The sequence below is a fragment of the Chitinophaga sp. 22620 genome (assembly GCF_052044405.1).
GTDB lineage: Bacteria > Bacteroidota > Bacteroidia > Chitinophagales > Chitinophagaceae > Chitinophaga.
This window is the reverse complement of record NZ_JBQEMV010000002.1, coordinates 1,173,577-1,194,376: the sequence shown is the minus strand read 5'-3', so window position 1 is coordinate 1,194,376 and position 20,800 is coordinate 1,173,577. Positions and strand designations below refer to the sequence as shown.

Below are 20,800 nucleotides of genomic sequence, written 5' to 3'. Positions count from 1 at the left end.
CATGAAAAGAGATATATACTTACTGTTCATTATGCTGATGTGCGCGTTCACGGCCTGCCGCAAGGAAGTGATCGACGTGCGGGATTTCGGCAAGGTGACCATCGACAGTATTTCGCCGGGCGCCGGGCCTGCGGGCACCTACGTGGTTGTACACGGCCATAATTTCACCTACCTGGCGGCAGATGCCAAAGTGCGCCTCAACAACGCCGAGGTGCGCATCGTGACCATGTCGCTGGACAGTATGCTGATACAAATACCGGAAGGCGCCGTGACCGGGAAGCTGGAATTCAATTTTAACAGGAAAAACCAGACAGGCGGTTATGACTACAGCGGGCAGGTGGATTCTGCCGCTACGGGGCCTGTTTATACGGTTGACGCGTCTGTTATTCCATTACCCATGATCCGGGAAATACAGCCCATGCATGCGAGGGTTGGCGGGGAGGTCACCATCAACGGGTATAATTTTAAAGACGGCAGCTGCAAGATCTTCTTCGGCGATACGGAAGGAACGATCACGGAGATCAGCAGCACCCAGGTAAAGGTGAAGGTCCCGAAAATAACGCCGGATACTGTTTCCCTGCGCGTAGAACAAGGGGTTTACAGCATTCATGCAGGCCGGTTCGTCGTGGATGAAACACCTGCCGGCGTGAAGGAGATTTTTTGGGCATCATGGGGCAAGGTGTACAAGGCTGTGATAGATGACAATGGTAATCCGGTCATCGAGGCTATATATGATGAGTCTGACAACGTGGGCGTTTACCCCAGCGGGCTGACCATTGACCAAAAGAACGGGCGCGTGTACTGGATGGACATCAACAAAATTTACTACGGCAGCATGGATGGCACTGCCACTCCCACCCTCGTGCATACATTCCCGGAAGGAGTGATGTTGCAGGATATCGCCTTTGACAGCCAGGACAGGTTATATGTAACGGTGGCAGACGTTACTTTTTCGGGCAACAATTACATTTCCCGGGTAAATATGGATGGAACGGGAGCAGAAGAGCTATATAAGCTGGGAGAAATGATGCCCGTAGGGTTAAAAATAGATGAGGCCGACGGGAAAATATACTGGACAGAGCAAATGTTCATGGCCACTTACGAAGGCAGCATCGACGGCCAGGCAACACAGGCGCCCAAAATGTTATTCGATGCCAACGATGGCGTTAGTGCCCCGGCCAACCTGGCCCTGGATGGCACGGACATCTATATCCTCGACGGCGGTAACAGTTCCTGCTATACGGGCGCCCGGGATGGCTCCGGAACACTTACGAAGCTGCCGGTTCCCGCGGAATTCATGATGGGGGTCGGCGACCTGGAAATAGACGCTGCCAATCAATACATGTACTGGATCACATATGATTTTAATGTGGGGTACGGCACGTTGTTCCGCTGTAAAACAGACGGTACCGGCCTGCAACGGGTTATCGAAAAGGTGCCCGAAGCTTATCACCTGGCTATTGTTTTATAATACCACCAGGCAACGGGCGCGAAGGTTTCGCGCCCGTTGCTTATATATACAAACCCACGTTCCGTAAACAGAAACCCCTCATCCGTTAATTCCCTCCCTTTACAGCCGTTGAACATCCCTAGCTTGCGGCCATAAAATCACCCTATAAACCTTTTATAGTTATGAAAAATACGTTTGTATTGCTTGCGGCCAGCCTCCTGATCACCCTCGGCGCCTGTAAAAAAGAAGGCCCCGCCGGCCCCGCAGGGAAAGACGGCAACGCCAACATCACGGCAAAAAAATTCACCACCATGGCATCCACGTGGAAATACCCCGGCCACTACGCCCTGGATTACGGCAACAACCAGGTGAAACTGCATTTCAGCAAATATATTACGGTGGAAGCTCCCGAGATCACGAAAGATGTGATAGATAACGGCCTGGTGCTGGTATATATGATCCCGAAAGGCGTGCACAACTGGATGCCGCTGCCGCTTTCGTTCCAGGCCGCCTCACCCTCCGACGTGGTGCATAATTTCGCGTACGAATACCGCCAGGGAACGCTTACCATTCACTACTACTGGACGGCCAATACAACCGGCAAACTGGTGCCCGACGGATTGGAAAACACCCTTATGCCCTTCTATAACTTCCGGTACGTGGTAGCATCGGGCGTGATGAGCGGGCAGCTGAAATCTTCCGGGGTGAATATGCAGGATCCGGTGGCGGTGGAGATGGTTTTGAAGGGGAGGTGAGCGGGTTTGGGAAGGGTTCATTAAGTTTGAATTGACTTAAAACCGCTTGTGAAATTATTTGGGCGCGCTCAGTTCATGTGCGAATGATTTGATAGACTCTTTATTTCTTATGAGAGTTATTCTTAAAAAACATTGAGGAGCTTAAACGAAAAAGGTGCTACTTCTAGCACCTTTTTGTTATCCCTATGGCACAACTCGAACTTTTTGTATTTGATTTACGAAAGTTTGCAGAAATAGCATGATTATTGTCATCATTGGTAAAAATGGTATTAGTCCCTATTTTGGCGATTCTTCCCTTATGACAGGCTTGGTCAAATCAATAAATCTTACATTGATTTGACATTTCGTTAACCATATTGGCTATGTGCCCTGGGCGTGAAATCGAAGCACAGAATTCAATTTATTACTAATTTTTATTCGATGAACCACTGCTGAATCTCGCTCGTCAGTTCGACTATACAAAAGCCGTATTAATTTTGGCAATTCTCTTGTTACTTGTTTTGGGGATTAGTTTATAAAAATCAAACCCTTCATTCTCGTCAGACACTCTTTCTAAAATACCCAAGCCCTTGCCTTCTAAAATCAGTCGTTGGCGAGCGACAGCATAGTCAATAATATGTTCTCCTTGATCAATTCCAATATATTGTCTTTTCATTTTGTGAGCAACAGCGATAGTTGTACCTGTTCCTACATATGAATCTAATACCAAATCATTCTCCTTTGTTGCTATTTCCAAAATTCGTTTTATCAGTTTCTCTGGTTTGGGAGTATCGAATATATCCTTTTCAGGAAATAGCTTCATCAAATGTTTTTTTGCCTCTTTATTGGTTCCAACTTCATCAGCAAGCCAAAGTGTTTCGGGTGTTATTATAATTTCAGATTCTGATAAAAATTTTTTAAGTCTTGGAACACCGTTACCATCATTTCCAAACCATACTCTACCATCTTCTATAAGAGCGTCCATCTTATGTTTATTATAAACCCAGCACCTACCTTTGGGCGGGACATGGATTTTGCCGGATGCACTAACTATTTCATAAAATTGTGATTTTACAGCGTGTCCTGCCTGCACGTTTAATGAAACAGATTGCCAAGCACCCCGTTTGTCATTGTCAGGATTTTTATACCTCGCAATTTGCGCACCATTTCCTTTGAGTTTGTTCACGGACTTAGAAAATTCCAATCTGTTTTTTGCATAAACGAGTATATACTCGTGGTTATTCGAAAATATTTTTCTATTTTCTCTTGTTGTTCTTTGTTGCCAAATTATTGTAGTGACAAAATTGCCTCTATCAAATATCTCATCTGCCGCCACCTTAAGATAATGAACTTCCGAATCGTCAATAGATATCCAAATACTTCCATCTGATTTTAATAGCGGTTTCAGTTTTTCGAGTCTTTTCTTTATTTCTATTATCCATTCCTCGTGAACAGTGTCGTCATAATGCGTATAGTTCTCTCCATTATTGTAAGGCGGGTCAATATAAATGCATTTAACTTTCCCACTATAGTTATGGGCTAGCAAATCTAATACATCAAGATTTTCACCTTGAATTATTTTTCTTGTTAGGCTATCACCTGATGGCGAGGAATGTTTTTTAATAAATTTAAGTTCCATCATCTGTTCTGACAAATTATTAATACTTCTGCTGATTCTTCTGCTTCTAAATGTAAGTCTGCTCTATTCAATTTGCTATGTACTAACTTGCCAATTGAACGAATTTCCACAAAGTCAAAGTAGACTCTAGCCATCTTCTCCAACGTTTCGATCTCTACAACTCTAGGATGGGCTCCTTTTAATTTGTCATATGGGGAGTATGAGAGCAACAGAATTTTATTTTTCTCGGAAACAAGTTTAAATAACTCTTCAAACGCCTTTGGAGCTTTAGATCTAATACAAAAATCAGACTGTTCTCTATTCTCTCGATAAAGACCCCTGCTAAGTCTTTCCTTGCCGCCAATTTTAGTTTTAGAAACTGTTGGAAAGTCCCTCAAACTTAAAGTTTCCAGGCCGTGATAGAATCTACTATAATGATCTCTCGTATAAGGTGGATCGGCATAAACTATACGTATGTCATCGCTTAAATTCGTTAATGCTTCCTTGAAATCTGCTCGCAGTACTTGATGTCCATTTTCGGCAAATTGATTGCTTGTGTACTTATGCAGCCAATACTTATAGAGATCAAAAACATCAATATTCCTATCTTTTCGCAACTGTTTTACAATTCCTTTTTTAGGTAGACCGTTTTTGTTTCTTGGTCTTATTGGTTGAGCAAACTGCTTACCAACAGTATTTACAATGTCGCTTGCTGTACTTAAAAGAGCCGCAAGTAAGAAGCTTTGATGTTTAATATTAGTATTCCCGATTTCAGTTATAATGGCATCTAAGAGTACTGATTGTTTGTATGAAAAATAAATACCGCCAAAATACTTCGAAGCTATAAATGAATTACCTCCAAAAGATTTTAAGTTTTCCTCGACTCTATCAAATGCTTCTCTTAATTCAGATCGTAAATCGTTATTTCCATCTTTTGACAAATAGGAATATAAAGAGCCATTTTCTAAAAAGTGACAAACGGCTTCTAAGTTTGTACCTAATTCACCATTAATTATTGAATCTTCCAAAATAATTAGAGGTTGAAACGCCTTTTGATATTCAACAATAAATTTGGAATTATTCATCCTTTCAACAAATGAATTAACCAAAGAACTTTCCTCCGGAAACAAAAGTGCCGAGCAAATAATGTTAGAATAGTTTTGAATGTCGACTGCAACTACCTTCCTTTCTAAAGAGAAATATTGGCTAACCGAACCCGCTCCCGAAAATAAATCGCAAATCCCATTTCTGTTAGGATCTAACTCATCAACTACCTTCTTAATAAATTCAAGGACTCTTAACTTGCTACCTAAATAGTGAATAGTCCTAAATGATTTAGGCTTATTTAAGGCTACAATTCCATTTTCGATCTTTCCTATTACCGCCATTGTTTACTATGTTTAAATAAGATACCTGTTGAAGACGGATTGTCCAATAATAGCAGGTAATTGGCTTATCCTTCCTGTAATTCTTTTCATTCTGTCTTCTCTACCTGTCCAATTTGTTTGTAACCATTCGTTAAGTTCTGCGTATAAAGGCTGGTCAGGCATATAAAGATGGTATAAAAACATCCTTGTTGTAACTTTCACAAATACTCCAATAGGTTTTCCTTCGTTCGGATAAAGCAAACCACTGGCTGCATCTAATTCAAATCTGTAGTTCTGACTAACGACCGACACGCTCGGTCTTACTTCAATCTCAGACATGGAGAAGTCATCATTGATATTTCGTAGAAGTATTCTTTGGCTATTATCTCCTGGTATTGCTCCAAAGAAGTTTCGAAAAGTATCAATATCAAAATTAGCTTGTTTCCATCTATCACCACTTCTTGGAATTTCAGCAATTAGCACTTCACTATCAGGGTAAAACTGCCATCCATCCTGATGTAAAATTTCAATTTCATCAACTCCTTCAGGTAAAGCATCGATTTCAACCTCTACTTCTTCATCAGGTCGTATTATTCTTGCTCTCCTCACATATTGATTATCCCGAGCTTTTCTTATTACATCAGGATTATCAATTTCTTTTAAAAGTTGATCTGAATGTAACAACCAAGCATTCCAATATTGTTCAATTCGTTGAAATTCTTCATTGGAAAGCTGTATAAGACTAAAAGCCTCTCTGTTTCTGCGCAAGCCCCCTAAAGTCAAATTTCCTGAGCCAACTATTAATGTTCCTGATTCATTCTGATTTTTAAAATAGCTTAATTTAGGATGAAAAAGTGAGCCCCTGTTATTGTGATCAAATGCTTTAACAGTTAAGCTTGGTCGTGCAGTTTTGATGTTATGCAGAATCTCTAAGCTTGCGAGATTAGTAATTTCATCTATGCCAATGATCAATGAATACTCACCTCTTTCCAACAAGGAATCAAATACGCTATCTTTAAAAAGAATTTCAATTCCCCCTTTAGATGCAAAGGCATATGCTCCTTTTCCATGGATTGAAGCTGAACAAGATTGAATCAATGCTTCGTGGAGTGTATAAGAGTTCGAAAAATATGGGTCCTGAAAATGAAGCATTTTATATTATATTTCGTGTAAAGTCGTTAATTATTTGATTTTAAAAATCATAGCTAACCCTCAAATATACATAAGTTCTACCAAAATACTAATGTACCAAAATTCGACAAAACTTACAGAAGATCAATGTGATACAAAGCCTTGTTCTTTTTTTCATTGCTACTTACCTTAGTAGTTGGATAGTTGTAGGAGATATTAAATGTATATACATGCAATCTGTGTTTCTTTATTGGAAACAGCATAAAAGATCAGAAAAATCAGCAAGTTTCATTTAAGCTAGGAAAGCACAAGGACAAAGATGTGATCTTGGAGGGAGGGAGTTATTGAACATCTATTAAAATTATAAGGGATGAGAAAATCCAGCATCCCAATGATATTAGAACCAATGCTGTCCTTGCATTCAACCAGTTGCAAATGATAGTAGCTTCAATGAAAACCTCAAACACAAAAAAGCCTTCAAATTCAATGAATCTGAAGGCTTCTGATTTTCCAGTGATCCCGCTGGGACTCGAACCCAGGGCCCATACATTAAAAGTGTATTGCTCTACCAACTGAGCTACGGAATCATCCCGTTTCGTTTTCGATTGGGAGTGCAAAGATATGTATTAAATTATTTTTGCCAAATATTTCAGTCAATAAAATTTACTACCCAGCTCAAACCCTCTCCCACCCTGGCTTTCAAAGAGAAAAAAATTCTCCGTTGTATGATCATAGCGGCACAGAAAATCAATCCCCGCCCCGCGTAAACACCATCTTCCCCACCACTCCTTCCGCGGGCTTCTTTTCATCATACACCCGCAGCGCATAATATTTCCCGGCCAGCCAATCGCTCACCATATTGTCGTAATACTTGCTGCCGGGGTTGCCGCTTTGGCCGCCGGGGAAAATGCCCCAGGCTTTGGTTTCAGGGCCCAGCTCCACCACCATGCGCCAGCTGGGGCCGGTGGTCTTTTTCGTGGCGTTGATAATGTGCCGGCCACCGCCGGTGTTCAGGTGCATGCGGCTGAAAGCGGGTATGCTGCGGCTCAGGTGCCGGATGTCCGTACCACGGAATTTCCCCAGCGCCAGCTCGTTCCTGGCGTCCAGCGCGGCGGCTGTGTCTGCCGCCAGGCGGAAGCTGGCCATCACCTGGTCCGCCAGGGTTTCGCGGGCGGGGGTGCGGATATTGTCGATGAAATGCATGGCGCTGTCGCGCATCAGCCAGAACAGCAGCGTTTTTTCCTCGGGCTGCACGTAGGCGATGCTGTCGTTCAGCGGCAGCTCGTCGCTCCAGATCGCGTCTTCCAGGTTGCTCCACCAGAGGTTAAAGAGCGTGGCGACCTTGCTGTCGGGCCCGGCCACACCGTCCCAGGCGAACATCATACGCCAGTATTCCTGCTGCTTGGACGTTAAGGTATTTGCGCTCACGTATTCGCTCAAAAAGGGCACCGCGGCCTCCGCCAGGCGGTTCTTGTTGTCGTTCTGGAGCTTCATCATATCCTCCGGCGTAATGCCGCTCATCTGGCTCAATTGCTCCTGTATGCGCATGCCGCGGAAGAGGTCGTAATAACCGAAAAGGTTGTATGGATAAGTGCTGTCTGTAGCCTGCTGGTTGGCGGAGCTGACGAAACCCTCTGCCGGATTGTACACGTGCGGGTTCTCGGCCTGGGGAATGAAGCCCTGCCAGGCATAGGTGCTGTCGCTGCCGGGGGTTACGAACTTGCCCTGGTCCTTCCAGCGCAGCGGGTGCTTGCCGTTGTGCCAGATGGCGATGCCGTCTTTTTTGCCGGCGTAGATGAAGTTCTGGCCGGGGCAGCTCCAGTATTTCATAGCCTCCAGGTAATCGCCGTAGCCTTTGGCATGGTTCAGCAGATGCACGGTGCGCAACTCGTTGCTCTGGTCGTGCGCCGTCCAGCGCATGGCCAGGTAGCCGTTGAAACGGGGATCTTTAAAGGTCTCATCGTACAGCACCGGGCCCCAAACGGTGTAGGCTACGGTGTCGTAGAAGCTGGGCTGGCCTTTTATTTTGATCTCTTCCACCCGCAGGTCCGCAGGGCGGTATTGGCCGTTGAAGAGGTATTCTTTTTTGCCGTTGCGGAATTCCATTTTGTAATAATCCAGCACATCCACGTAACCATTCGTGAAACCCCAGCCCATATTGTCGTTGAAGCCGATGATGATGCCGGGCGCGCCGGGCAGGCTTACGCCATACACGTTCATGCCGGGGGTTTTGATCTGCATTTCGTAGAACAAACTGGGCAGGCTCAGCTCCAGGTGCGGGTCGTTGCAGAGGATGGGATAGCCGTTCTTCGTTTTACTGCCGGCCACCGCCCAGTTGTTGCTGCCTTTGTCTCGGTCCTGCTTTGCGGTGTTGTATTGGAATTCGGCGTTCACCACACTGTCCGGCGGGGGCACGGCGCGGCGCGCGGGCGCGGGGAAGGGCGTGCCTCTCGGAATGATGGGCGCCATGAGGTCGGTGAAATCCGGGTATAATTGGTCGAAATCTTCTTTGGAGAAATGGTTGCGGGCGTTGGTGTAGGGGATATCGTCCGCAGTGGCGGCCAGGTCCGCACTCATGTATTTCACGAGCAGGCCGGTCTTGATGTTGGTCCATGGCTCCGGACTGTACCCCAGCAGCTTGTATTCCAGCGGGTAGTTACGTTTGCGCAGCTCGCCGATGTAAGCATTGATGCCGGCGGTGTAGCTGTCCAGCTCCATTTTGGTGACGGGATCCGCCTCTATGCCTTTGATGACCTGCTCCGCGCCGTACACCATGCCTTCTCGGCGTTTGCGGCGGTCGTAGTCCAGCAGCTTGGGGCCGAGTATCTCGCTGAGCCTGCCGCCGGCGGCGTGGGTTTGCAGCTCCATCTGCCAGAGGCGGTTCTTCGCGTGCAGGTAGCCCTGGATGAAATAAGCATCGGCTTCCTGCTCTGCGAATACGTGGGCCACCATCCGGTCGTCGAACCATACTTCTGCCTTGCCTTTCAGCTGGGGAAAGACGAATTGTCCGTTAACAGGAGAACCAACGGGCTCCGCATGTACCCAGAAACCGTGCTGCGGGCTGAAAAGCATACCAAACGGAGGCGTTGCGCCCCAGCGGTGGTTGAGCGCCCAGACGAGCGCAACCGTGAAGATCAATGGGATAATTCTCATAAAGAGTTTTACATGGTTGCCGGTTCGGCCAGGTAGATATCGATGACCTTGTTACCGATGTCATCGTACTTCTGGAAGATCTTTTTCAGCAGTGCGTACAGTTCTTTGTAGTTGGTGAATACAGGCTTACTGATAGGCGCGGGGTCTCCCAGCATGCCCGGCAGCAGGGAAAACGTGCCGCCCACGCGCGTGTCGTTGTCCAGGTCAAAAGCTACCACCACTTCCACATTACCATCCTTGAGGGAAATGCTCACGCCGGCGCCCAGGCCTTTTACAATGCGCGTATCGTCTACGCCTTCTACCTGGTAGAAAGAAGTCTTGGGATCGAAATGCGTTTTCTTGAAACCGAACTCCATGATCATATCCTGCGCTTCCGTGATACTATGGTCCGCAAAGGGCTGTGTGGTTTGAAACTCATCGGAAAGTGACCGGTACCAGGATACAAATCCGACTTCTTCTAATACTTTTCTCCAGACTGGGTTCATCTCCATAAAAAATATCTTTAGAAGGTAAGGAAATCCATTGTTAATATACACCTTTTCAGGAATATGACAATACAATTGCGGCGAGTTGTTCCACTTCCTCTGCCGAATTAAAGCTGTGAAGCACAACTCTTAAGCGCTCCTGCCCTTTCGGCACGGTGGGGTGCAGAATAGCCCGCACGTCCAACCCTTCTTCCTGCAATTGTGCTGCCAATTGTCTCGCCCTTTCATTGCCCGGCGCCATCACCACCTGTATGGGCGTATGGCTGTTGCCGCCCAGGCGTTCGCGGAACAGCTTTATCAGATGGTCCAGGTGCTTCCTTTCGGCGTGCATGTCCGGGAAAAAGGCGTAGGCGCTTAATATGACCGCCACGGCCTGCGGCGGTAACGCGGTAGTGTATATGAAAGGCCGGCAGAAATTGACGAGGTATTCCCGCAGGAACAGGCTTCCCAGCACAATAGCGCCATGGCAGCCCACCGCCTTGCCGAAGGTATGCACGCGGGCAAAACAGCGCTCTGTAAGCCCCAGATGCTGCACCAGGCCCTCTCCCCGCGGGCCCACCACGCCGGTGGCATGCGCTTCGTCCACCACCAGGTATGCATTGTAACGTTCGCAGAGTTCGCAAATGGCCTCCAGGGGGGCCATATCGCCGTCCATCGAGTACACGGATTCCACGGCCACGAACACCCGCCCTTCGGCATTGGCGAGCTTTTTTTGCAGGTCCGCCAGGTCGTTGTGCAAAAAGGAATACGCCTGCGCGGCAGACAGCCGGATGCCGTCGCGGATGCTGGCATGGATGAGCTGGTCGTACACCACCACATCGCCTTTTTGCGGCACGCAGGAAAACAGGCCCAGGTTGGCGTCGTAACCGGAATTAAAAATGAGGCCCGCGGGCGCCTGGTGAAACTCGGCCACCAGCTGCTCCGCTTCTTCGATCAGCTCGTAATTGCCCGCCAGCAGGCGCGAACCGCCGGAGCCATGCACCTGGTCCAGCTGCTTCACGATGGCATGAGCGTTCTCCTGGATCTTTTCGCTGCGCGCAAGGCCCAGGTAATCGTTGGAGCAGAAGTCCGTCCGCTGCCCGCTCAGCCGCAGCTGGCGGAAGGCGTGCTGCTCCCGGCGTTTGGCGAGGGCCGACTGGAGAAAGTCTTCCTTTTGCATAGTTCAAAACTAAGTATCTTCTGTGTAACTTCGCAGATCAATATCCAACACCTGTATGAGCAGTAAAGTTTCGATACTCGGCCTGAAGTTACCCACGGACCCGCGATGGGTGAACCTGGCGGCCATTTCACTGGAAGAAGTGCTGACCGATCACGCATTCTGCGAACAAAAAGCCGCCACCTCCTGCATCTCGCTCATACAGCGCTACCCTGATAAACAAAGGCTGGTGGAAGAGCTGGCGCCCATCGTGACCGAAGAATGGGGCCACTTCAGGCAGGTGCTCGCCGAAATGAAAAAACGCGGCTTCGCACTAGGCAAGCAGCGGAAAGACGAGTATGTGAACAACCTGATGAACTTCCAGCAGAAAGGCGGCGCGCCCGCGGAAGTGCTGCTGGACCGGTTATTGATCTTCGCGCTCATCGAAGCGCGCAGCTGCGAACGGTTCCGCCTGCTGAGCGAAGGACTGGAAGATGAATACCTGCGCGAGTTCTACCGCCGCTTCATGGTTTCCGAAGCCGGCCACTACCGCCTGTTTATAGACCTGGCGAATGAATACCTCCCCGAAGAAAAAGTAAAGCTCCGCTGGGCGGAATGGCTGAAATTTGAAGCGGACATGATACAGCAGCTGCCGGTGCGCGGCGACAGGATGCATTAGAAATGAAATCCCAGGTTCACATAACCCTTTAAATATTTCGCCTGGTCGCTGTACATGAGTGTAATCTCCATCGGCCCCAGACGCGAGCTGTAGCCCGCCGTGATGCCATAGCCCGTTACATACCGGTATTTCGGTTCGGCCTTGCCGTTGAGGTCGTACACCGCGGCATTTACCCTTGGAATGATGAAGATGTTGCGGAAAGCCTCGTATTGCCAGCCCAGCTGCAGGGCGCCCACGCTGGAAGTATTGATCTCCCCGTCGTACAGCCCCACGAAGGGGATCTGGTTGCGGCTGAAATCCGTTACGCCGCCGATCATAAAATCGTTCAGCAGCTCCAGGTCGTAGTTGAAGTTAAAGCCGGCATAACCGTTCAGGTTCAGCGTGCTTTTGCGCCCCAGCGGGAAATAATAGTTCATTTTCAGCAGCACGCGCTGGTAGTCGTTGAAGTTAAAGCCCATACTGTCCAGCGGGAGGTTCTGCCCGTTCATTTTCAGCCGCAGGTCAGGGTTCTGGCCGTACACCATGCCGCCTTCCAGCGAGATCAGCGCGCCCCGGGTGGGGTATAGCTTACGGTCGATGGTGTTGAGGCCGTAGTAGAAGAAGGACTGGTATTGTTTGTTGTTGCCGTCCAGCTCCACGAAGGGCGAGAGCTTGGGTTTCACGCGGATGTACTCCCAGCGGGTGCCTATGCCAATGGCCATGATGCGGTTCAGCATAAACTGCATATGTACGTCCACGTTAGCATATTTGCTGCGGTATTCCTGGATCTTTTTGAAGTTGTCGTAATAGTTCAGCGGGTTGTTCTCATAATACGCGCCCAGCCCGAAACCCATGCGGCGCTTGCGGCCGAGGTATTTGAAATATTCCCCGCGCAGCCGCGGGTTCTCGCTCACGGCCGCGGTCACGAAGGCGCGGCTGTTGGGCACCACGAAGTTCCGCTGCGTGATGTTCACAACGGCGCTGATGTTGGTGAAGGTGTTGTAATGCAGGCCCAGCTTCACGTAGGTGAGCGGGGTTTCTTCCACGTCTATTTCCAGCTGGCTTTTGCCGTAGCCCAGCGGGTTCATGTGGTAGGTGATCTGTTTGTAGAAACGCGTGCCGTATACGTTCAGGATAGCCTCGCGGATCATGTCCGGCGTGTAACAACCGCCGGGCTGAAGGCCCAGCCTGCCGCGGAAGAACTTTTCATCGGAATGCAGCAGGCCTTTGACGGCGATGTCCGTGATCTCGATATCCGGCACCCTGGGCAGGCGGTTCAGCTCCGGCGGCGCTTCGGGATGGAGCGCGTTCAGTGAATCGGCCATACGTTTGAATACAGGGTACATTTCCCTCCCCCGCTGCCGCCCTTCTTCCAGGATGGAATCGATGCTGCCGAAGGCGGCCGGGCCATAACCTTTCAGGTCGTGATGGATATATACGTCGGTGATCTTGCGGGCTTCCACGAAATCCTCCGCGTCTTTATAAAATCCCAGCTGGTAGAGTATATCGATGGGCGTTTGCAGTTCCTCCGCCGTGCGCAGGCCGCTGCTCACGTTGCTGCCGATAATAATATCCGCCCCCATCTCCTTCGCGGTGATGGACGGGAAATTGCGCACCACGCCGCCGTCCACCAGCTTGCGGTTGCCGATCCTCACGGCGGTGAACACGGAAGGGATGGCCATACTGGCGCGCATACACGAAACCACCTCCCCGCTGTCCAACGTCACGATCTCTCCCGTAGCCACATCGGTGGCGATGCATTTGAAGGGGATGTTGAATTTTGAAAAGTCCTTCACATCCCGCACCGGCCAGCACATCTTGGCCAGCTCCAGCCACAGCTGCTCGCCGGAGATCACGCCCGACGTGAGCTTGGGCTTGCCGTATTCGAAAGGTATCTCTATCATGTAGCGGTTGTACTCCGCTTTTTCTTCGTAGCTGATGTCCGTAAGCACGGGCTGGTTGGAGAAAAGCTGGTTCCAGTCCAGCCTGCGGGCCATGGCCTCGATGGAATCGCCGGAATAACCGATGGCGTAGAGGGCGCCTACGATGCTGCCCATGCTGGTGCCGGTCACGTAATCGATCTTCAGCCCCGCACTGTCTATCGCCTGTAAAATGCCGATATGCGCCAGCCCCTTGGCCCCGCCGCCGCTCAGGGTGAGCCCCACGCCCGGGCGCTGGGCCGATGAAAGGTAGGGATGCAGCCCTGCAACTAATAGTACTAAAATGAATATGATCCGGCGCATTGGTTAACCGTCCTCCTGGTGTTTGAATAAAGATAAAGGATTCTGTAATTCAAAGGCCGTTAGGAAAGGAAACTTGTTTTATTTATTAAAGTTATTCTCTATCTTTTCCGGATAACAATTTCACATTATGAGCTCAACGTCTGCAAAGCAGAGTATCTGGCAGGTGATATTCGCCTCGTCTGCGGGAACCTTGATAGAATGGTACGACTTTTACATCTTCGGCAGCCTTTCACTGATACTGTCGGAAAAATTTTTCCCTGACAGCAACCCTACCCTCGCCTACGTAGCCACCCTGGCCACATTTGCGGTGGGCTTCATCGTACGCCCCTTCGGCGCCATCGTGTTTGGCCGCCTGGGCGACATGGTAGGCCGGAAATACACTTTCCTGCTCACCCTCCTCATCATGGGCGGCTCTACCTTCGCCATCGGCCTTATACCCAGCTACTCCACCATCGGCATACTGGCGCCGATACTGGTGCTGATATTACGTCTTGCGCAGGGCCTGGCCCTGGGCGGGGAATACGGCGGCGCCGCCACGTATGTGGCCGAACATGCGCCGGCCAACAAAAGAGGATATTACACCAGCTTTATCCAGACCACCGCTACGCTCGGCCTGTTTGTATCGCTGGGCGTGATACTGGTTACCCGCATTTCCATGAGCCCGGAAAAGTTCAACGACTGGGGTTGGCGCATCCCGTTCTGGCTGAGCGTGTTCCTGGTTATGATGAGCTATTACATCCGCATCAAGCTGCATGAATCGCCGCTGTTCAGCAAGCTGAAATCGGAAGGCAAAACCTCCAAGAACCCGCTCAAGGAAAGTTTTGGCAATAAAGAGAACCTCAAGCTGGTGCTGCTGGCGCTCTTCGGCGCAGCCATGGGCCAGGGCGTGGTATGGTATACCGGGCAGTTCTACGCGCTGTCGTTCCTGCAGAACACGATGAAGATCGAGTTCATACAGAGCAATATCATCATCGCGGTGGCGCTGCTCTTCGGCACGCCGTTCTTTATTTATTTCGGCGGCCTCTCCGACCGGATAGGACGTAAGAATATTATGATGCTGGGCATGTTCATCGCCGCCATCAGCTATTTCCCTATTTACAATGCGATGGATAAAACGGTGGACCTTTCCTCCAAACAGGAAATATCCGCCATGTACCGCGTGGAAGGCTCGGTGACGCCTGATTCCGAAGGCAGGATGACGGAAAGCTCCGCCAAGGTGCGCACGTATTCAGACAGCACCGTGGTGCGCGACGTAACGGTGACCAAAGCCGGCAAAACCACGCAGCATAAGGAGATCAAGGTGGGCACCACGGCCATGATATGGCTGATATTCCTGGTGTTCATCCAGGTAATATTTGTGACCATGGTATACGGCCCTATCGCGGCCTTCCTGGTGGAACTGTTCCCCACCCGCATCCGCTACACGTCCATGAGCCTGCCTTACCACATCGGCAACGGCGTGTTCGGCGGCCTTTTGCCCGCCATCGCCACGCTGATGGTGCAGCGCACGGGCAATCACCTGGCGGGACTGTTCTATCCCGTATCTATCGCCATCATTTGTATGGTGATCGGCATGGTGTTCATCAAAGAGAAGAAAACGAAAGACGGCTACGCGGAAGAGCCGGAAGTATAAGCCGTCATTAGGAGAAGCAATACCAGCGTACGTCACTTCAATGAAGGAGATTGCTTCGTCGCCCCCTGCTTCTCGCAATGACGATCTTTTTTTACCTACAATTGTGTTCATGAAGAAAGGGCTGCTCCGATACCGGGGCAGCCCATTTTGTTTGCAGTGGAATATGATCAGTAGTCAGGGTTCTGGATCAGCTCCGGTGCATTCCGGTCTATTTCCGTTTGCGGAATAGGCCAGAAATCATAATGCGCTTCGTATTTTGTTTTGATGGTGGGCGCAAGGGGGTTCTGCACAAAGCCGTTCAGCTCCTGGCGGGCAATGCCCCATCTTCTCAGGTCGAAATAACGCTGGCCTTCCAGCGCAAATTCCACCCTTCTCTCATGCCGTATCCGGGTGCGCATGGCGTCCTTGCTCAATCCCAGGGGAAGGCCGGGCATATTGCTCCTGGCACGCACCAGGTTTACGGCCGCATAGACCTCCGTATCGGGGCCCGCCGCTTCGTTCTGCGATTCCGCAAACATGAGCAGTATGTCCGCGTAGCGGAGCAGTACAAAGTCGTTGTCGTCTATGGTGCCGTAATCGGGATCTACCAGCGAAGGGTCCAGCCATTTTTTTACGGCGTAAAAACCGGTGATCCAGCTGTCCTTACCGGGAGTGGCCACGGCCAGCGCGCCGGTGAACGGCCAGCCCTGGGCCTTGGTGTCGCCGGGGAAGAAAAAGGTCATCCGCATGCGCGGGTCCCTGTTCTCGTAGGGGCGGCCTTTTACGTACACGGCGGACGAAGCGGTGTCCTTACCATCGGCGGCTTCGTATTCGTCTATCAGGTCCTGCGTGCCCAGCTCGCCTTTCCACCGCTGCAGCTGTACCGCCACGGCCACATCCAGGTGCAGCACGTTCGGGCGCTGGTATTTTACGGAGAACATGATCTCTTTGCTGTTATTCTGGTCCGGCTTGTAGAAGTTGCCGGCATAGTTGGGATACAGGATGTATTTGTTGCTCGTCATGATCTGTTTTGCCAGCGCGGCCGCTTCGGCGTATTTTTTCTGGAAGAGCAACACCCGCACTTTATAACCCTGCGCGGTGGTTTTGGTAGCATGCCCGTCGCCATACGCCACATCGGGCAGCGATGCGATGGCCACATCCAGGTCTGTTTCCACCTGCTTCAGCACTTCGGCCCTGGCAGACTTTGCTTTGACAGTGGTATAGTCCACCTGGAAAGGATCTTCCGTGAAAAGAACGGTATTGCCATACAGCTGCGCCAGCCAGAAATAATTGAATGCCCGGAGAAAGTGCGCTTCTCCTTTGTAACGGGTGAGCTTGTCGCCCGAGAGTACTTTTTCCACGTTGGCGAGGAAGGAGTTGGCTGCTGCAATGGCTTTGTAGGAGTTCGCGTAATAATTCAACACGAAATCGCCGGACTGCGGGGTGATGCCGGAAGAAAGCGCGCTCTGCCCGCCCCCGTAATTATACTGGCCGTAAGAATCATCACTGAAATTATCCCAGGCAAAGATCTCATACAGGGAAGTGGCATAACCGCCGCCGCTCTGGTACAGGTAATTATATAGGCCGGTGAGCGCAAGGTCCGCATCCGCTTCTGTTTTCCAGAATACGGAAGTAGATAATTTATCCCGCGGCATCACGTCCAGGAATCCTTTTTTACAGGCACTCAGCAGCAGGGCTGCCACGCAGGGTAATATGATGAGGTAATTCCGATACTGTTTCATATGCAAATCATTTTATGGAATATGATCAAAACTGGACCATCGCTCCCAGGGTGAATGTTCTTGTTTGCGGGTAGGTCACATAATTGCCGTCGCCGGTCCGTTCGGGATCGAGGCCGGGAAACTTGCTGACGGTAAATACATTGTCTGCTGCGGCATATACGCGGAGCGACTTCATGCTGAGCCTGCTGATCAGGGACACAGGCATGGTATAACCCAGCTGCAGGTTGCGGAGGCGGAGGAACGACGCGTCTTTCAGGAAATAAGTGGACGCATAATTCTGCACCGGCGCGTAACCGTCTGCCACGTAGATCTTCGGCATGGTGTTGGTCGGGTTGGTGGGCGTCCAGCGGTTGCGCCAGTCGGTAGTGGGCACGGAACCCTGACGGAACGGCTCTATCCCCCATCCGTTCACATAGATCTTTTGCCCACGGGAGCCGTAGAACTGTGCGTTCAGGTCGAATGATTTCCAGTTGAGGCCGACGTTGAAGGAATATTGGAACGAGGGGTATTTCCCTTTCACAAATGTGCGGTCCTGGTCGTCTACCTTGCCGTCCATATTCACATCCCTGATCTTGAGGTCGCCAGGGGTGGGCGTAACGGGCTGTTTGGGAGATTTCAGTATCTCGTCGGCGCTCTGGAAGATGCCGTCCCATTGATAGACATAATACCCGTCCAGCTCAAGCCCTTCTTTACGGATGGTCCTTCCGCCGATCTCCGTTTTCCCGAATTTCTCCAGGGAATTTTTATACGCCTGGAAATTGGCGCCGAGGTTATAGCTGAAGTCTTTGCCGATACGGTCGCTGTACTGGATATTGAACTCGAACCCTTTGTTGCGCACCGCGCCGTTGTTGATGATGGGCGCGTTCAGCCCCAGCCAGAGCGGCACCTGCGATTCGCGGAGGATGTCGTAGGTGTATTTATTGAACCAGTCCGCCGTGATGCTGAGCCGCTGGGCGAATACGGTCAGGTTGATCCCGAAGTCCAGCACACGGGTGCTTTCCCAGGTAAGGTCAGGGTCTACCAGTGTGCTGCCCGCGAAGCCGTTGGTAACGGCGCCACCGAATACGTAAGGGCGGTTGTCCAGCGAGGACTGGTACGGGTAGGTAGGTATGTTCTGGTTGCCCAGCTCGCCCCAGGAAGCACGGAGCTTCAGGTCGTTCAGCCAGGAAACATCTTTGAGGAAAGGCTCTTCCGATACGCGCCACGCGCCGGAGAAGGAATAGAACAAGCCCCAGCGTGTGTCCGAAGGAAGCCGGGAAGTACCGTCGTAGCGCAGGCTGGCGCCGAACAGGTATTTGTCATTGTAATCGTAGTTCACATTCCCGTAAAAAGAACGGATGGCCCATTCGCTGGAAGTGCCGCTGTTAGACTGGCCTTCGGTGGGGCCGGCATTCAATTCGCGCAGCAGGTTGGTGGGGAACTGGGTGCGGTTGGCATTCAGCTCGTCGTTCTCATTATGTTCCTGCTGGTAACCGGCCAGTGCGGAAATATTATGGACGCCGAATTTTTTCTTGTAGGTGAACTGGCTGTAATAAACCGTGTAGAGGTTCCCCCGGTTGTTGATAGTGAGGCCCGGCGTACCTACGTCCAGCAGGCCGGCGGGACTCATGTCGTTGTAATAGAAGGTGGGCACCACGGGCCTGAAATCGTTCACTTTTATGGAGTTGTAGTTCATCCCTCCCCTGTTCTCCCATTTCAGGTCGTCCGTAATATCAATGTCCACGGAAAAATTGCCCTGGGCGTAATAATCCACGAAGCGCGTGCGCACATCTTCGCCTACCAGGGCAACGGTGTTCTTGTTACCCAGCTCGTTGGAATATGCTTTTTTGATCCACCTGCCGTCCGGCGAGCGCGGCGGGTACAGCGGGGATTGGGCAAGGGTGGAGAGGAACATGTCTCCGGCACCCTGCGGAGGATAGTTCCGGTCGCCATACCGCATCTGGATATTGGTGCCCAGCGTTACCCTTTTGTGTACGCGGGAGCTGAGACCGAGGTCCATGGTGTATTTTTTATAATCGAACCCGATCATCACGCCCGGTTGCAGGTTCATGCCGAGGCCAAGGCTGTAATGCGTGTTCTCCTTACCGCCGCTCATATTCAGGTAATGGTTCTGCGTGTAAGCCGTGCGGAACAGGTCGTTCAGCCAGTTGTAGTTCGGGTATTTCACGCGGTCTGTCGCATTCCTGTAAAGGTCTATCTGCTGCTGGGTATACAATGGAGCAAGGCCGGAGTTGCCGCGGGCTTCGTTGGACAATTCCATGTATTCCGCGGAATTGGTGATCACATCCGGGAGCTTGGTGGCTTTCGAGATACCGAGGTTGTAGCCGTATTGCAGGGTGAAGCCGGTCCCCTTCCCTTTCCTGGTTTTCACCACGATCACGCCGTTGGCGCCGCGGGAGCCGTAAATAGCGGCGGAGGCCGCATCTTTCAGCACCGACACGGATTCGATATCGTTCGGGTTCAGCACGCTCAGGCTGCCAGGCAGACCGTCCACGATCACAAGCGGGTCGTTGCCCGCGCCGCTGAAAGTGCTCAATCCCCTGATGCGCAGCACCAGGCCTTCGTTGCCGGGTTCTCCCGATCCCTGGGTGACCTGCAGGCCGGGCAGCTGGCCCTGCAGCAGGCTCACGGGATCGGTGGCCACGCGTTTGTTCAGCTCCGCGCCGCTTACGGTAGCCACGGCGCTGGTGAGCTTGTGTTTTTCCTGGGAGCCATATCCCACCACCACTACTTCACTCAGGCCGGCTACGTCTTCTTTCAAAACGATATTGAAGGAAGCGCGGCCCTCCACGGCAATCTCCTGCCTGATGTAACCAATGCCTGACACTACGAGAATTGCGCCCGCAGGTACATCCAGGGAAAACGCGCCCTCAGCGTCCGTCAGCGTGCCGATGCCTGTGCCTTTTACCTGTATGGTGATGTTGGGCAAAGGCATCCCTTTTTCGTCGGCGATCTTCCCGCTCACTTTTTGCGCGCGGGTTTGCGCGGCGTTCTTTTTGAACACCACCATCTTGTTGTCGATAACGGTATAATGCAGGCCGGTAATGACCGAAATGGAATCGAGCACCTGCCGGAAAGAAGCGTCCACCATCCGGAGGTTCAGCCTGGGCAGCTTTTCCACTTCGGTATTGCTGTAATAAAAAACATACCCCGTTTTCTTTTCGAGGAACTGGAATGCTTTTTCCACTTCAGTTTGCACGAACGAAACGGATAATGTGGTTTGAGAATACCCTGCAGCGGATACCCTGAGGAACAGCAGCAGAAGCACCGCGGTGAATTTGATCAGCTGTATGATCTTTCCTGCGTATACAGGCAGCCGGTGCAGTGATCGGGTAATTGATTTTTTCATAATCGTGTGGGATTCAGATTAATTATTCAATAAAGCGTGGATTTGCAGACGTAAGGCGTATAATAGGGCATAACATTCCCCTTAGGGGAGCGCCCCTTATTTTGTTCACATAATGCATAAAGA

At 50.7% G+C, this 20,800-nt stretch carries 13 protein-coding genes and 1 tRNA gene; 4 read left to right on the top strand and 10 right to left on the bottom strand.

Annotation, left to right across the window (positions count from 1 at the left end):
• Position 1: 1 nt before the first annotated feature.
• Both ACTJIK_RS14635 and ACTJIK_RS14630 read left to right on the top strand, forming a co-directional pair.
• Positions 2-1,471, top strand: a complete 1,470-nt coding sequence (locus ACTJIK_RS14635) for an IPT/TIG domain-containing protein (RefSeq protein WP_440647312.1) — start codon at positions 2-4, stop codon at positions 1,469-1,471.
• Positions 1,472-1,632: 161 nt separating this feature from the next.
• Positions 1,633-2,205, top strand: coding sequence for a hypothetical protein (locus ACTJIK_RS14630; protein ID WP_440647310.1), 573 nt, complete (start codon positions 1,633-1,635; stop codon positions 2,203-2,205).
• Between the two features lie 454 nt (positions 2,206-2,659).
• On the opposite strand, the gene ACTJIK_RS14625 is transcribed toward ACTJIK_RS14630, so the two are convergent.
• From ACTJIK_RS14625 to ACTJIK_RS14595, 7 genes are all read right to left on the bottom strand, one after another.
• The gene (locus tag ACTJIK_RS14625; protein ID WP_440647308.1) at positions 2,660-3,826 is read right to left on the bottom strand and encodes a site-specific DNA-methyltransferase; all 1,167 of its coding nucleotides are present in this window, start codon (positions 3,824-3,826) and stop codon (positions 2,660-2,662) included.
• Positions 3,823-5,190, bottom strand: a complete 1,368-nt coding sequence (locus ACTJIK_RS14620; RefSeq protein WP_440647306.1) for a DNA adenine methylase — start codon at positions 5,188-5,190, stop codon at positions 3,823-3,825. Before ACTJIK_RS14620 ends, ACTJIK_RS14625 begins: the two co-directional genes overlap by 4 nt.
• A 12-nt stretch (positions 5,191-5,202) precedes the next feature.
• Entirely contained in the window at positions 5,203-6,321 is a 1,119-nt protein-coding gene (locus tag ACTJIK_RS14615) for a phospholipase D family protein (protein WP_440647304.1), read from the bottom strand.
• A gap of 493 nt (positions 6,322-6,814) precedes the next feature.
• A tRNA-Lys gene (locus tag ACTJIK_RS14610) sits at positions 6,815-6,887 on the bottom strand.
• A 160-nt stretch (positions 6,888-7,047) separates the two neighbouring features.
• Complete coding sequence (locus tag ACTJIK_RS14605; protein ID WP_440647302.1) at positions 7,048-9,453, bottom strand: penicillin acylase family protein; 2,406 nt, start codon at positions 9,451-9,453, stop codon at positions 7,048-7,050.
• An 8-nt stretch (positions 9,454-9,461) separates the two neighbouring features.
• Positions 9,462-9,944, bottom strand: a complete 483-nt coding sequence (locus tag ACTJIK_RS14600) for a hypothetical protein (RefSeq protein WP_440647300.1) — start codon at positions 9,942-9,944, stop codon at positions 9,462-9,464.
• Between the two features lie 49 nt (positions 9,945-9,993).
• On the bottom strand, positions 9,994-11,097 hold the full coding sequence (locus ACTJIK_RS14595) for an aminotransferase class I/II-fold pyridoxal phosphate-dependent enzyme (protein ID WP_440647298.1): 1,104 nt from the start codon (positions 11,095-11,097) through the stop codon (positions 9,994-9,996).
• Between the two features lie 55 nt (positions 11,098-11,152).
• Here ACTJIK_RS14595 and ACTJIK_RS14590 point away from each other — a divergent pair, with 55 nt between their 5' ends.
• Positions 11,153-11,752: a tRNA-(ms[2]io[6]A)-hydroxylase gene (locus ACTJIK_RS14590; RefSeq protein ID WP_440647296.1), complete on the top strand. Its 600-nt coding sequence runs from the start codon at positions 11,153-11,155 to the stop codon at positions 11,750-11,752.
• Here ACTJIK_RS14590 and ACTJIK_RS14585 read toward each other — a convergent pair.
• A complete protein-coding gene (locus ACTJIK_RS14585) occupies positions 11,749-13,974 on the bottom strand; it encodes a patatin-like phospholipase family protein (RefSeq protein ID WP_440647294.1) in 2,226 nt (741 codons plus the stop codon). The genes ACTJIK_RS14590 and ACTJIK_RS14585 overlap by 4 nt on opposite strands.
• Before the next feature lie 127 nt (positions 13,975-14,101).
• Here ACTJIK_RS14585 and ACTJIK_RS14580 point away from each other — a divergent pair, with 127 nt between their 5' ends.
• On the top strand, positions 14,102-15,607 hold the full coding sequence (locus tag ACTJIK_RS14580) for an MFS transporter (protein ID WP_440647292.1): 1,506 nt from the start codon (positions 14,102-14,104) through the stop codon (positions 15,605-15,607).
• A gap of 167 nt (positions 15,608-15,774) precedes the next feature.
• Here the strand turns inward: ACTJIK_RS14580 and ACTJIK_RS14575 are convergent, their stop codons facing one another.
• Both ACTJIK_RS14575 and ACTJIK_RS14570 read right to left on the bottom strand, forming a co-directional pair.
• Positions 15,775-17,328 (bottom strand): RagB/SusD family nutrient uptake outer membrane protein, encoded by a 1,554-nt coding sequence (locus ACTJIK_RS14575; protein ID WP_440647290.1) that lies wholly within the window; start codon positions 17,326-17,328, stop codon positions 15,775-15,777.
• Positions 17,329-17,353: 25 nt separating this feature from the next.
• Positions 17,354-20,677, bottom strand: coding sequence for a SusC/RagA family TonB-linked outer membrane protein (locus ACTJIK_RS14570; RefSeq protein ID WP_440647288.1), 3,324 nt, complete (start codon positions 20,675-20,677; stop codon positions 17,354-17,356).
• Positions 20,678-20,800 lie beyond the last annotated feature (123 nt).